The following is a 13,677-nucleotide window of genomic DNA, read 5'->3' on the forward strand; positions in this document are numbered from 1 at the left end:
AAGATTTTGCGACAGTCATACTGCGCCCCTCAGCCCAGACTGTCCAGCACCTCGGCGGCCAGTTGGCGCGTGATCGCGGTGCCCTTGGCCAGCGCGCGCGCATCCAGCGCGGCCACGACCCGCCGGGCGGTGGCCAGCGATCGGTCCATGCGCAGGACCAGCCACGGGATCAGCGCGGGCGCCACCATCAGCTGTCGGTCGGCGAACAGCTTGACCAGAACGGCGGCCAGAAGCGCCTCATCTGGCGGTTCGATTCGCACGCTGGCGGTGGCCTGCATCCGGCTTTTCAGATCGGGCAGCGCCAGGCCCCAGTCGCGCGGTGGGGTGCGGGCGGAAATCAGCAGATCCGTGCCTTCGGCCAGGGCCAGGTTGTGCAGGTGAAACAGCGCGGCCTCGGCCTCGGGGTGGCCGCCGATGGTTTCGGCATCCTCGACCACCACCGCCCGCGCGGCCACCAGTGCGGGCGCGGCGGCGATGGTCAGCGCCCCCCCCGCGATCACGGCAGCGCCCCGTTCATCGGCCCAGATCTGTGCCAGATGGCTTTTGCCCGCGCCTTCGGGCCCGATCAGCAGCATCTTGCGCTGCGGCCAGGTGTCGGGGCGATCCAGCGTCGCCAGCGCCAGCGCATTGGCGGGCGCGACAAAGAAATCATCGCGCCCCTGCGCGCTGCGGCAGGGCAGGTCAAGGATCAGCTGGCGTTCCACGGGCGTTCAATCGGCTTTGCTGTCGGGTGGCGTTTCTTGCAGCGCGCTCTGCCCCTTGTAAAGCCGCCCCGCAAGATATTGGTCCAGCACAAAGCGTGTCACCACCCCGATCACCGCTGCCACCGGCACCGCCACCAGCATGCCGACAAAGCCGAACAGCGTGCCAAAGGCCGACAGCGCAAAGATCAGCCACAGCGGATGCAGCCCGACCGAGCTGCCCACCAGTTTCGGCGTGATGATGTTGCCTTCCAGGAACTGGCCCACGGCGAAGATCGCCGCGATGATGCCGATCGACAGCCAGTCGCCCCAGAACTGGAACAGCGCCAGCCCGATCGCCAGCACCCCCCCGAACAGCGCGCCAACATAGGGGATGAAGGTCACCGCCCCCGCGATCGCGCCCACGACCAGGCCAAAGTTCAGCCCCGCCGCCATCAGGGCCACCGCATAGAAGGTGCCCAGGATCAGGCAGACCGAGATCTGCCCGCGCACAAAGCCCGACAGAACCCTGTCGATGTCACGCGCGATCTGGCGGATCGTGTCGGCATGATCGCGCGGCAGCCAGCCGTCGATCCGTTCCACCATCCGGTCCCAGTCCAGCAGCATGTAGAAGGCCACGACCGGAACCACGACGATGAAGATCACCGCATTGACCACGCCCATGGCCGAGCTGAGCAGCGTCTGCGCCAGTTCGCCGCCGCGTGCCTTTACCGCCTCGCCCAGCGCGGCCAGGGTTTCGTTGATGGCCGGGCCTTCCTGCATCAACGAGGGGAATTGCGCGGTCAGGAAAGCGCGCAGCCGGCCCGTCATCTCAGGTGCGATGGCGACCAGATCGGCAAGCTGGGACACCAGCGCCGGGATCACCGCAAGGCCCAGGATCACGAAGCCCAGCATCGCCAGAAGCGCGATGGTGGTGGTGGCGGCGACCCGGCTCAGGCCCAGCCGTTGCAGCCGGTCGGCCACGGGATCCATGAAATAGGCGATCGCGCCGCCCACCAGAAACGGCAGGATCACATCGCCCAGGCCCCACAGCGCAAGCCCAAGGCCCGCCGCCGCCACGCCCCAATAGCCAACCTGTTGCCGAACCGGCAGCGCCATGATGAAAACCCTTTCCCAGCCTGTGCCATACTTGGCGCATGGCCCCCGGCTGCGCAAGGGCGCCACCCTTGCCTGAAGGCGGCCGATCGACTAGGACGGGGCCAAGTTTCAGCCCATTTCCGCCCATTTCCGCCCAAGAGGTCCCGATGCGCCTGTCCCGCTACTTCCTGCCCGTCCTGAAGGAAAACCCCGCCGAGGCGCAGATCGTCAGCCACCGGCTGATGTTGCGCGCGGGCATGATCAAGCAACAGGCCGCGGGTATCTATTCCTGGCTGCCGCTGGGCTATCGGGTGCTGCGCCGGATCGAGCAGATCGTGCATGAAGAACAGCAGCGCGCGGGCCATATCCCGCTGCTGATGCCGACGCTGCAACCCGCCGACCTGTGGCGCGAGTCGGGCCGCTATGACGATTACGGCCAGGAAATGCTGCGCATCAAGGACCGCCATGACCGCGACATGCTGTATGGGCCCACGAATGAAGAGATGGTCACCGACATCTTCCGCAGCCATGTGAACAGCTACAAGGACCTGCCGCTGACGCTGTATCATATCCAGTGGAAATTCCGCGATGAGGTGCGCCCGCGCTTTGGCGTGATGCGGGGCCGGGAATTCCTGATGAAGGATGGCTACAACTTTGACCTGACGCGCGAAGATGCGTTGCATGCCTACAACCGTCACATGGTCAGCTATCTGCGCACCTATGAACGCATGGGCCTGACCGCGATTCCGATGCGCGCGGCCTCGGGCCCGATCGGGGGCGACAATACGCATGAATTCCTGGTGCTGGCCTCGACCGGGGAATCCGAGGTGTTCTATGATGCCAGGGTGCCCGAACTGAAGCTGGGCGACCGGCAGGTGGATTACGATGATCGCGCCGAAGTGGCGAAGATCTGCGAGGAATTCACCAGCGCCTATGCCCGCACCGACGAAACCCATGACGAGGCGGTTTTCAACCAGATCCCCGAGGACCGCCGCCGCGTGGGCCGGGGTATCGAGGTGGGCCAGATTTTCTATTTCGGCACCAAGTATTCCGAGGCGATGGGCGCCACCGTGGTCACCCCCGATGGCAGCCGCGTGCCGGTGGAAATGGGCAGTCACGGCATCGGCGTCAGCCGCCTGCTGGGCGCGATCATCGAGGCGAGCCATGACGACAAGGGCATCATCTGGCCCGAGGGCGTGACGCCCTTCCACGCGGGGATCGTGAACCTGAAACAGGGCGACGTGTCCACCGACAGCGCCTGCGAGGCGATCTATGGCGCGCTGAAGGCCCGTGGGCTGGACCCGCTTTATGACGACCGTGACGAACGCGCGGGCGCGAAATTCGCCACGATGGACCTGATCGGCCTGCCCTGGCGGATTACCGTCGGGCCGCGGGGGATTGCGAACAACATGGTCGAGCTGACCTGCCGTCGCACCGGCGCGGCCGAGGAAATGTCGCCCGAGGCCGCGGTGGCGCGTGTGGCCGCGATCTACGAGGGGATCTGAGCGCGCGCCCGGGGGTGCCGGGCGGGCAGGGGGGCGCTGCCCCCCTTCGGGCTTCGCCCTTCCCCCCCGAGGTATTTCGGGCAAGATGAAAGGGCTCGCGCGATTGTCAGGGGGCGGCGGCGGGCCGGCCTTGACCTTGGTTCGGGGCGCGGTCACGTTGCGCGCGTTTGAGGGATAGATCTGATGGCCAGCCGCACCGCGCCCTTTTCCGCGTTTGAATTCATGATCGCCTGGCGCTACCTGCGCGCGCGCCGCGCCGAGGGCGGCGTCAGCGTGATGACCTGGATCAGCCTGATCGGCATCACCCTGGGGGTGGCCGCGCTGATCCTGACGCTGGCGGTGCGGGCGGGGTTCCGGGCGGAATTCGTTGATACGATCCTGGGGGCCAATGCCCATGTCACCGTCTATTCCGCCCCGCAAGAGGTGGTGGCGGGCAGCGGTGTGATGTCGCCCCTGATGCGCGATTATGAGGCGCGGGCCGCGCGGCTGCGCGCGGTCGGGGGGGTGACGCGGGCTGCGCCCCTGGTGCGCGGGCAGGTCATGGTGACGATGGGTGAGCGGTCGAATGTGGCCGAGGTCTATGGCATCGCGGCCGGGGATCTGGCGACGATCCCGCGGGTGGCGAACCCGGAAACCGCCTATGGCGATCTGGCACGGTTCGGCGAGGGTATCGCGATCGGGTCGGGCCTTGCGCGCGAACTGGGGGTAAGTCTGGGGGACCGGGTGCGGGTGATCTCGCCCAACGGGGCGCGTACGGTCTTTGGCACAAGCCCGCGGGTCAATGCCTATGAGGTCGTCTATATCTTTACCGCCGGGCGCTGGGATATCGACCGCACGCGGATCTACATGCCTTTCGCCGAGGCGCAGAGCTATTTCAACCGCGAAGGCGCGGCCGATGAGATCGAGGTTTTCGTGACCGATCCCGAGCGGGTGGATGACTGGGCCGGGCCGCTTTTGGCGGCGGGGGGCGCGGGGACGCTGCTGTGGAGCTGGCGCGACAGTTCGTCCGGGTTTCTGCGGGCGCTGGATATCGAGGATAACGTGATGTTCGTGATCCTGGCGGTGCTGGTGCTGATCGCGGCGATGAACATCACCTCGGGGCTGATCATGCTGGTCAAGAACAAGGGCCGCGACATCGGGATATTGCGGACCATGGGGCTGACGGAAGGGTCGGTCCTGCGGGTATTCTTTTTGTGCGGGGCGTTCACCGGGGTGATTGGCACGGTGGCCGGGGTGGCGCTGGGCAGTGCGATGGCGGTCCATATCGACCAGATCATGTCGTTCGTGAACTGGCTGAACGGGGGCGGGGCCTGGGATCCGGCGATCCGCGGCATCTATGCGCTGCCCGCGAAGCTGCAGGGCTGGGATGTGGCGCGTGCGGTGATCCTGGCGCTGGGGCTGTCCTTCGTGGTGACGATCTTTCCCGCGCGCAGGGCCGCGCGGATGAACCCGGTGGAGGCGCTGCGCTATGAATGAGGTGTTGCGCCTTGCGGGCATCGAGAAAGCCTATAACCGGGGCAAGCCGACGGCGGTGCCGGTGCTGCGCGGGGTCGACCTGACCATCGCGCGGGGCGAGGTGGTGGCGCTGGTGGCACCATCGGGGGCGGGGAAATCCACCTTGCTGCATATTGCGGGGCTGCTGGATACGCCCGATGCGGGGCGGGTGGTGCTGGCGGGGCAGGATCTGACCGGGCTGCCGGACCGTCGCCGGACCGAAGCGCGGCGCCGCGATCTGGGTTTTGTCTATCAGTTCCACCATCTGCTGCCCGAGTTTTCGGCCGAGGAAAACATCATCCTGCCGCAGCTGGCCAATGGCGTGGGCCGGGCGGCGGCGCGGGTGCGGGCGCGGGCCTTGCTGGCGCGCGTGGGCCTGGGCGCGCGGATGGATCACCGGCCCTCGGCGCTGTCGGGGGGGGAACAGCAGCGCGTGGCGTTTTGCCGGGCGCTGGCCAATGCCCCGCGGCTGATGCTGGCGGACGAGCCGACGGGGAACCTGGATCCGGCGACCTCGGACCAGGTGTTCGGGGTGCTGATGGAGGTGGTGCGCGAGACCGGACTGTCGGCCCTGATCGCCACGCATAACATGGAGCTGGCCGCGCGGATGGACCGGGTGGTGCGGCTGGCAGAGGGTCGGCTGACGGATGAGACGACGGCAGACAGGGGACTGGCGGATGGCAAGCAAAGCGGGGGCTGAGATGATCGTTTATGGGATCAAGACCTGTGATACGGTGAAAAAGGCGGTGAAGGCGCTGGAGGCGGCGGGCCATGCGGTGCGCCTGCGCGATGTGCGGGCGGAGCCGTTGAGCCCGGCCGAGATTGGCGAATTCGTCGAAGCCTTCGGCGACCGGCTGATCAACCGCGCCTCGACCACCTGGCGGGGCCTGGATGAGGCGGCGCGGGCCCGCCCGATGGCGGATCTGCTGGCGGCCCATCCGACGCTGATGAAACGGCCGGTGATCCGTGGCGGGGTGCTGACGCTGGGCTGGGACAAGGCGGCGCAGGTCGCGCAGGGGATCTGACGGCGCGCCGGTGGCCACGGCGGAATCCGAGTATTTTTGCCAAGAAGAAATCGAAAACGGCCCGCGCGATGCCGGGCCGTTCGGGTGTTTCGGGCTGTGATCAGAGCAGCTTCAGATCCGACGCCGAGGCGCGGCCGTCGCGGCCGGACTGCAGTTCATAGGCGATCTTCTGGTTGTCGTTCAGCCCCTTGAGCCCTGCACGTTCGACCGCCGAGATGTGCACGAACACATCCTTGCCGCCGTCATCGGGCGCAATGAAGCCATAACCTTTGGTGGTGTTGAACCATTTCACGGTGCCAGTGGCCATTCCGTCTCTCCGTCAAGTCATCCCGGGCGGGATTGCCACGGGCCGTGCAGCCAGGTCTTTCGGGTCTTCCGGCTGCCCCAGATAGGGAGGCGGTAGGAAAGTCGCAGGTCACGCGCGGGAAAGGATGCCCGAAGCGCGCCAAAAATCAACAGAAAAAGGGGCCGCGCTGCGGCCCCGGGCCTGGATTCACAAAAGCGTCACCGAAGGTCGGGCGGTGTGGCCTGCGCGCCAAGTTCGGCGATGATGGCGTCCAGCGCGGCGGTTTCGGTGCGGGTTTCGCCCAGGCGGCGGACGGAAACGGTGCGGTCCTCGACCTCTTTCATGCCGATGGCCAGGATCACCGGGACCTTGCCCACCGAATGTTCGCGGACCTTGTAGTTGATCTTTTCGTTGCGCGCATCGGCCTCGGCGCGGATGCCGGCGGCGCGCAGGGCGGCTACGACCTGATGCACATAGTCATCCGCATCCGAGACGATCGAGGCCACCACCACCTGGCGCGGGGCCAGCCAGAAGGGCAGCTTGCCCGCGTGGCTTTCGATCAGGATACCGATGAAGCGTTCGAACGACCCCAGCGTGGCGCGGTGCAGCATGACGGGGCGGTGCCTGGCGCCATCTTCGCCGATGTAATTGGCATCCAGCCGTTCGGGCAGGACGAAATCGACCTGCAGGGTGCCGCACTGCCAGTCGCGCCCGATCGCATCGGTCAGCACGAATTCCAGCTTCGGGCCATAGAAGGCGCCTTCGCCGGGGTTCATGATGAAGTCGTAACCGGCGGCGCGGGTGGCCTGCATCAGCGCGGCTTCGGCCTTGTCCCAGACCTCATCCGATCCGGCGCGGGTGTCGGGACGGTCCGAGAATTTGATCTTGAACGCCTCGAAACCCAGGTCGCGATAGACGGTCGAGAGGAATTCGATGAACCGCTTGGTTTCCGATTCGATCTGATCCTCGCGGCAGAAGATATGCGCGTCATCCTGGGTGAAGCCGCGCACCCGCATGATGCCGTGCAGCGCGCCCGAGGGTTCATAGCGGTTGCACGAGCCGAATTCGGCCATGCGCAGCGGCAGGTCGCGGTAGGATTTCAGGCCCACGTTGAAGATCTGCACATGGCAGGGGCAGTTCATCGGCTTCAGCGCGTTGATCGACTTTTCGCGCGCATGTTCCTCGTCCACTTCGACGATGAACATGTTTTCCTGATATTTTTCCCAATGCCCCGAGGCTTCCCAGAGCCGCCGGTCCACCACCTGGGGGGTGTTCACCTCGACATAGCCGCCCGTGCGCTGCATCCGGCGCATATAGTCCTGCAGCGTGACATAGATGTTCCAGCCGTTGGGGTGCCAGAAGATCTGGCCCGGCGCCTCTTCCTGCATGTGGAACAGGTCCATCTCGCGGCTCAGCTTGCGGTGGTCGCGCTTGGCGGCCTCTTCCAGCATGGTCAGGTGGGCCTTCAGCTGGTCGCGGGTCCTGAAGGCCACGCCGTAGATGCGTTGCAGCATCGGGCGGGTGCTGTCGCCGCGCCAGTAGGCGCCGGCCACGGTCATCAGCTTGAAGGCATCGGCCGGCAGCTGGCCGGTGTGCTGCAGATGCGGGCCGCGGCACAGGTCCTGCCAGTGGCCGTGCCAATACATGCGGATCGGCTGGCCTTCGGGGATCATGCCGACCAGTTCGACCTTGTAGGGTTCGTTGTTGGCCTCATAATACCGGATCGCACGGTCGCGGTCCCAGATCTCGGTCGTCACCGGGTCGCGGCGGTTGATGATGTCCTTCATCTTCGTTTCGATCTGGCCAAGGTCCTCGGGGGTGAAGGGATCCTTGCGGTCGAAGTCGTAATACCAGCCGTTTTCGATCACCGGGCCGATGGTGACCTTCACATCGGGCCAGATTTCCTGCACCGCGCGCGCCATCACATGCGCCAGATCGTGGCGGATCAGTTCCAGCGCCGGGGCGTCGTCCTTCATCGTGTTGATGGCGATGGCGGCATCTTCGGTGACCGGCCAGGCCAGATCCCAGTGCTTGCCGTCGATCTGGGCCGAAATGGCGGCCTTGGCCAGCGAGGGCGCGATCGAGGCCGCGACCTGGGCAGGTGTCACGCCCGCGTCATAGCTGCGCTGATTGCCATCGGGAAAGGTGAGGGTGATCTGGGACATGTCGTCCTCCTCGTCGGTTTGGCGCCCACGGAACGCCCGGTTGCGGGTTATGGTCGCGCCGCTATCGGGGCTTTCGGGGCAAAAGTCAATGCGGCGCCCCGCACCGCGGCCGGGCGTGCGCGCCGCCGTCCCGGGGGCCCCGGCTTGCGCCAACGTGTCAGAGTTTGGACAGTTTCGATTGCAGTTCGGCCAGCTGCTTCTTGATTGCGGCCAGATCATCGCGGTCGCCCGATGCGGGCTGGTTGGCATCATCGGTGTCTTCGGTCGCGCCGGGCCAGCCGCTCATCATCGATTTGAGAAAGGCCTGCTGCTGGCGTTGCAGCGCGTCAAAACCGGGCATCGAGGCCATCGGATTGGGGAAAGAGGAAAAATTCTCCATCATCTTCGACTGGCCTTCGCGCAGCATTTCAAAACTGGCGGCCAGGAACTGCGGCACCACGCTTTGCGCGGATGTGGTATAGCTGCGCACCAGATCGGTCAGCACGTCGATGGGCAGAACGCTTTCGCCCCGGCTTTCATGTTCGGCGATAATCTGCAGCAGATATTGCCGGGTCAGGTCGTCGCCGGATTTCAGATCGATAATCTGCACCTCGCGCCCGTCGCGGATGAAACCTGCAATATCTTCCAGCGTCACATAGTCGCTGGTTTCGGTATTGTAGAGGCGGCGGCTTGCATAGCGCTTGATCAGCAGGGGTTTCGCGTCTTTCGCGGTTTCGGCCATCCTGTCCTCCCGGGGTCTGTTGGCAGCGCGGCAATGTTTAGGCCGCGGCGCGGCAAAAGCAACACAAGAAAAAAAGGGCGAGCCATGGGCTCGCCCTTCCAGGTCCGACCCGGCAGGGAGGAGGAAGCCGGGTTGCGGAAACCTTATTTCGCGGCGGTCGCCTTCTTGGCGGCGGCGGTCACTTCCTCGGTCGCTTTCTTGACCGCGGCGGTGGCGTCGTCGGACATGTCCTTGCCGGCGGCCAGCATCAGCTCGACGGTTTCCATCTGCACCTTCTTCGCCACTTCGGCAAAGGCGGCCATGTTTTCGGCCGCCATTTCCGCGGCGGACGAGGCGAAATCGCTCATCGCCTTGGCGTAATCGGCCGGCTCTTCCTTGGACTTGGCCAGCGCGCCGACCTTGGTCAGGGTTTCCTTGGCCCATTTCGAGGAAATCTCGGTCGATTTCTCGGCGGCGTCCAGCGCCACCTTGGTCATCTTTTCGCCCAGCGCGGCCTGCGATTTGAACGCGTCCTGGAATTTTGCGGTATCCACCGGGAAGGACGCCATCATGTCCTGCATGATCTTGGTGAAGTCTTGGGTCTTGGCCATGTGCTCTCTCCGAATTGCTGTGGGCCCGGAAGAAGATCGGCGAGGGGCCCGTGTCGCTCTGCACATCATATACATGCTGCGGCGCAGCAATTCAAGGCCCGTATGCCGCACCGCAGAAAATTCATGAAAACCCGGATCGGGTTCAGACCTGGACCTGTTCCACGACATAGGTGCCCGGCGCCGGGGCCAGCACCGGATGATCCGGCCCGCCGGGTTTGCGTGCCGCGACCATGCGCCCGGACCGTTCGGCCAGCCAGGCGCCCCAGCGCGGCCACCAGCTGCCCTTGTGGTAATCGGCCATCCCCTTCCATTCGTTGGGATTTTCGATGGGCGCGGTACTGGTGTAATGGCCGTATTTGCCCTTGCTGGGCGGGTTCACGATGCCCGCGATATGGCCTGATTCCGACAGGATGAAGGTCTTGTCCGTCGATCCCATCTGCGCCACCCCGTTGAACGATGCGATCCAGGGCGCGATATGATCGGTTTCGCAGGCGATGGCGCACAGCGGCACCTTGACGCCCGACACATGCAGCGTTTCGCCCATCATATCCACGCCCTCGCGCGTGAAGCGGTCCTGCTGACACAGCCAGCGCAGATATTCCACCGCCATGCGCGCGGGCAGGTTGGTGCTGTCGCCGTTCCAGAACAGCAGGTCGAAGGCGGGCGGCGGTTCGCCCATCATGTAGCTGCGGATCGCGGGCTGATAGATCAGGTCGTTCGAGCGCAGATAGCTGAAAGTGCGCGTCATGAAATAGGATGACAACATCCCATCGGCCTGGCATTGCGCCTCGATCCCGTCGACGAAATCATCCTGCAGGAAGGCAGTGAATTCGCCCTGATCGGAAAAATCGGTCAGGGTGGTGAAGAAGGTGGCGGAATTGATCGACTTGTCGCGCCGCTTGTCCTGCAACGCCAGCGTCAGGCCCAGCGTGGTGCCGGCGATGCAATAGCCGACGGCGTTGACCTTTGGCTCGCCGGTGATCGCCTTGACCTGATCGATCGCGGCCAGATATCCGTCCTGGATATAGGTGTCGATGCCGGTGTCGGCATAGCCTGGATCGGGGTTCTTCCAGCTGACGACGAACAGCGTGAACCCCTGATCGACGATCCAGCGCACAAGGCTGTTCTGCGGCTTCAGGTCCAGAATATAGAACTTGTTGATCCACGGCGGAAAGATGATCAGCGGGGTCTTGTGGACCTTGTCGGTCGTGGGGCTGTACTGGATCAGTTCAAACAGGCGGTTGCGATAGACCACCGCGCCTTCGGCCGTACCGATGTTGCCGCCGACCTGAAAGGCCTCTTTGTCGGACAGGGTCACGACCAGGTCGCCCTTGTTCGTCTCGATGTCGCGCACAAGGTTTTCCAGCCCCTTCACCAGGCTTGCGCCTTCGGTTTCAATGGCGCGTTCCAGCGCGTCTGGGTTGGTCGCCAGGAAATTCGTCGGCGCCAGCATGTCGATGATCTGGCGGGTAAAGTAATCGACGCGCCGGCGATCCTTTTCTTCCAGCCCGTCGATTTTTGAAACCGTTTCCTCCAGCGCGCGGGCCGAGATCAGGTATTGCTGCTTGATGAAGTTGAAATAGGGGTGGCTGTCCCACAGCGGGTTGGCAAAGCGGCGGTCCTTGGGGCCGGGGTCGGCGGGCGGCTTCATCGGGCCCTGGGCCAGCGCCTGGCTGGCCTCAAGGTAGTGCTTCATCGCCTGGCCCCAGTAATTCACCTGTGATTCGAGAATGCGCGAGGGATGATCCATCCATTCCTTCATCATCGCCGCCCCTGCCGTAAGGTAAAGGTCGGCACCCGGACCTTCCAGCGCGGGGTTCGGGCTGCGCTTGTTGGACAGCGCGGCGACAAGGCGTTGCGACAAAGCCTCGATTTTCGCCAGATTTCCGATCATTTGCTGCGATGCAGCGGGCGGAGACTTGTCACTTGTTGTCATGGTAATGAATCCTCCCTATCTTCCGTGAATCATACCGTCGCATGCGCGGGGGGGTAAAGCGGCGAAATGGTTAATAGTGCCTCTCGCGAAGGAGACCTGAATGAAGGGCATGATGCGATACGACCTGATGGAAACCATCAGAAATACCAATGAATGGATGGGGGCCTCGGCCCGCGCGATGGCGTCCTACCCGGTCTGGGGCATGGTGCCACATCCGATGTTCAAGGTCATGTCCGCCTGGGGGCGGGTGACGGAACGGTCCTTCGCGCGCATGGTGATCAAACCCGACTGGGGCATCCGGTCGATCACCGGCACCGACGGGCGCGACCATCTGGTCGATGTCGAGACGCTGGTGGAAAAGCCCTTCGGAAACCTGATCCATTTCAACGTCTCCAGCCGCGAACCGATGGCGCGCCGGGTGTTGCTGGTGGCGCCGATGTCGGGCCATTACGCGACGCTGGTGCGGTCAACCGTGGCCAGCCTGCTGCCCGATTGCGAAGTCTATGTGACCGATTGGCACAATGCCCGTGACATTCCGGTGTCGGCGGGCAAGTTCGACATCGAGGATTACACGCTCTACCTGGTGGAATTCCTGCGCCACCTGGGCCCTGACATCAACGTGATCGCGGTCTGCCAGCCCGCGCCCCTGGCGCTGGCGGCCACCGCCTATCTGGCCGAGGAAGAGCCCGCCGCCCAGCCGCGCACGCTGACGCTGATCGGCGGTCCGGTCGACCCCGACGCCGCGGCTACCGATGTCACCGACTTTGGCCGGCGCGTGACGATGGGTCAGCTGGAACATCTGGTGATCCAGCGCGTGGGCTTCAAATACAAGGGCGTCGGCCGGATGGTCTATCCCGGGCTGATGCAGCTGGCCTCCTTCATCTCGATGAACCTCGACAAGCATTCCGCCGCCTTCCAGGAAAAGATCCTGAACGAGGCCAAGGGCGATGGGTCCGAGCATGACCACCACAACCGCTTCTATGATGAATACCTGGCGGTGATGGACATGACGGCGGAATTCTACCTGTCCACCGTGGAACGCCTTTTCAAGGGCCTGGAGGTCGCGCAGAACCGCTTTGTCGTGGCCGGCAAGCAGGTGGATATCGGCAAGATCACCACCGTCGCGGTGAAAACCGTTGAAGGCACGGAAGACGACATTTCCGCGCCGGGGCAATGCGTGGCGGCGCTGCGGCTGTGCACCGGCCTGCCGGACAGCAAGAAGGCGCGTCATCTGGAACCGGGCGCGGGCCATTACGGCATCTTTGCCGGGTCCAGCTGGCGCAACAACATCCGCCCGCTGGTGCTGGACTTCATCGACCAGAACGCGGGCGGCAGCGTCCGGCCCAAGGGACGCACCAAGGTGTCCGCATTGCGCCCGGTCGGCTGACCCGCACGCAATTCCGCAAGACCGGCGGCCCTGCGGGGCCGCCTTTCATTTCAGCAGAAGGGGCGCATCCAGCCATTCGCGCAGCGCCTGGGTGACCTTTTCCGGCTGTTCCAGCGGTGCCAGATGGCCCGCGCCCAGAATCAGCCGGAAGCTGGCATGGGGCATCAGCTCGGCCAGGAATTCATGCCGCCGGGGCGGGCAGATCGTGTCATGTTCGCCGCACAGCAGCAGCGCCCGCACCCTGGTATTGCGCAGCGCGCGCTGTTGGTCGGGGCGGCGCATCAGCGCGCGGGACTGCCGCTGAAAGACCCCGGCGCCCAGGGCCTCGGCCATGTCGATCATCATCGCCTGCACCTCGATCCGGCCCGGGCCGGGGGCCAGCGCCTCGGGCGGGATTTCCTCCAGCATCGCTTCGGTCAGCTTGCCCGCGCGGGCGCGCACGATGCGCGGTTCGCGCGCGGCCGCGAGCTGGGGCGATTCGGGCAGGGGTGAGACATCGGCCAGCGCGATCCGCGTCACCCGGTCCGGCGCACGGCGCAGGATTTCCATCGCCACCAGCGCGCCCAGCCAATGGCCCAGCAGCGCAAAGGCCGGGGGTGCATCGGCCAGCACCGCCTCGGCCATTTCCTCGATCGTGGTGCCCTGCGCAAGGGTGGCCACATGCACCGGGCGGGTGGCGGAAAAGGTGACGATCTGGTGCCAGAACAGCCGTGCATCGGCCATCAGTCCGGGCAGGATCAGCAGCGGTTCAGGGCGCATCTGGGCCTCGGGCGGGCTGGCTGGCTGGGGG

13 protein-coding genes are annotated in these 13,677 nt (G+C 65.0%); 5 read left to right on the plus strand and 8 right to left on the minus strand.

Annotation, left to right across the window (positions count from 1 at the left end; all coding sequences use genetic code 11):
* Window positions 1–29: 29 nt before the first annotated feature.
* Window positions 30–704 (minus strand): P-loop NTPase family protein, encoded by a 675-nt coding sequence (locus ACK8OU_RS01915; RefSeq protein WP_410301650.1) that lies wholly within the window; start codon window positions 702–704, stop codon window positions 30–32.
* A gap of 6 nt (window positions 705–710) precedes the next feature.
* Window positions 711–1,799, minus strand: coding sequence for an AI-2E family transporter (locus ACK8OU_RS01920; protein WP_410301651.1), 1,089 nt, complete (start codon window positions 1,797–1,799; stop codon window positions 711–713).
* Between the two features lie 146 nt (window positions 1,800–1,945).
* On the opposite strand from ACK8OU_RS01920, the gene proS reads away from it, so the two are divergent.
* The 4 genes from proS to ACK8OU_RS01940 all read left to right on the plus strand — a co-directional run bounded on the left by proS (window position 1,946) and on the right by ACK8OU_RS01940 (window position 5,802).
* Window positions 1,946–3,283, plus strand: coding sequence for a proline--tRNA ligase (gene proS, locus ACK8OU_RS01925; RefSeq protein WP_410301653.1), 1,338 nt, complete (start codon window positions 1,946–1,948; stop codon window positions 3,281–3,283).
* Between the two features lie 183 nt (window positions 3,284–3,466).
* Entirely contained in the window at window positions 3,467–4,759 is a 1,293-nt protein-coding gene (locus ACK8OU_RS01930; protein ID WP_410301655.1) for an ABC transporter permease, read from the plus strand.
* Window positions 4,752–5,477 (plus strand): ABC transporter ATP-binding protein, encoded by a 726-nt coding sequence (locus tag ACK8OU_RS01935; protein ID WP_410301656.1) that lies wholly within the window; start codon window positions 4,752–4,754, stop codon window positions 5,475–5,477. Before ACK8OU_RS01930 ends, ACK8OU_RS01935 begins: the two co-directional genes overlap by 8 nt.
* A 1-nt stretch (window position 5,478) precedes the next feature.
* The gene (locus ACK8OU_RS01940; RefSeq protein WP_410302003.1) at window positions 5,479–5,802 is read left to right on the plus strand and encodes an ArsC/Spx/MgsR family protein; all 324 of its coding nucleotides are present in this window, start codon (window positions 5,479–5,481) and stop codon (window positions 5,800–5,802) included.
* 100 nt (window positions 5,803–5,902) lie between these two features.
* On the opposite strand, the gene ACK8OU_RS01945 is transcribed toward ACK8OU_RS01940, so the two are convergent.
* The 5 genes from ACK8OU_RS01945 to phaC all read right to left on the minus strand — a co-directional run bounded on the left by ACK8OU_RS01945 (window position 5,903) and on the right by phaC (window position 11,500).
* Window positions 5,903–6,109, minus strand: coding sequence for a cold-shock protein (locus tag ACK8OU_RS01945; protein WP_275733150.1), 207 nt, complete (start codon window positions 6,107–6,109; stop codon window positions 5,903–5,905).
* Window positions 6,110–6,306: 197 nt separating this feature from the next.
* The gene (gene thrS / locus ACK8OU_RS01950; protein WP_410301658.1) at window positions 6,307–8,253 is read right to left on the minus strand and encodes a threonine--tRNA ligase; all 1,947 of its coding nucleotides are present in this window, start codon (window positions 8,251–8,253) and stop codon (window positions 6,307–6,309) included.
* Window positions 8,254–8,410: 157 nt separating this feature from the next.
* Window positions 8,411–8,974, minus strand: a complete 564-nt coding sequence (phaR, locus tag ACK8OU_RS01955; protein ID WP_410301660.1) for a polyhydroxyalkanoate synthesis repressor PhaR — start codon at window positions 8,972–8,974, stop codon at window positions 8,411–8,413.
* Window positions 8,975–9,117: 143 nt separating this feature from the next.
* Window positions 9,118–9,564 carry a phasin family protein gene (locus ACK8OU_RS01960; RefSeq protein WP_410301662.1) on the minus strand — a complete coding sequence of 149 codons (447 nt, stop codon included), beginning with the start codon at window positions 9,562–9,564 and terminating at the stop codon, window positions 9,118–9,120.
* A 142-nt stretch (window positions 9,565–9,706) separates the two neighbouring features.
* A complete protein-coding gene (gene phaC, locus ACK8OU_RS01965; protein ID WP_410301664.1) occupies window positions 9,707–11,500 on the minus strand; it encodes a class I poly(R)-hydroxyalkanoic acid synthase in 1,794 nt (597 codons plus the stop codon).
* A gap of 100 nt (window positions 11,501–11,600) precedes the next feature.
* On the opposite strand from phaC, the gene phaZ reads away from it, so the two are divergent.
* A complete protein-coding gene (phaZ, locus tag ACK8OU_RS01970; RefSeq protein WP_410301666.1) occupies window positions 11,601–12,887 on the plus strand; it encodes a polyhydroxyalkanoate depolymerase in 1,287 nt (428 codons plus the stop codon).
* 45 nt (window positions 12,888–12,932) lie between these two features.
* On the opposite strand, the gene ACK8OU_RS01975 is transcribed toward phaZ, so the two are convergent.
* Window positions 12,933–13,646 carry an alpha/beta fold hydrolase gene (locus ACK8OU_RS01975; RefSeq protein WP_410301667.1) on the minus strand — a complete coding sequence of 238 codons (714 nt, stop codon included), beginning with the start codon at window positions 13,644–13,646 and terminating at the stop codon, window positions 12,933–12,935.
* Window positions 13,647–13,677: the final 31 nt, after the last annotated feature.

Source organism: Pontitalea aquivivens, from assembly GCF_046507575.1.
Classification (GTDB): domain Bacteria; phylum Pseudomonadota; class Alphaproteobacteria; order Rhodobacterales; family Rhodobacteraceae; genus Pontitalea; species Pontitalea aquivivens.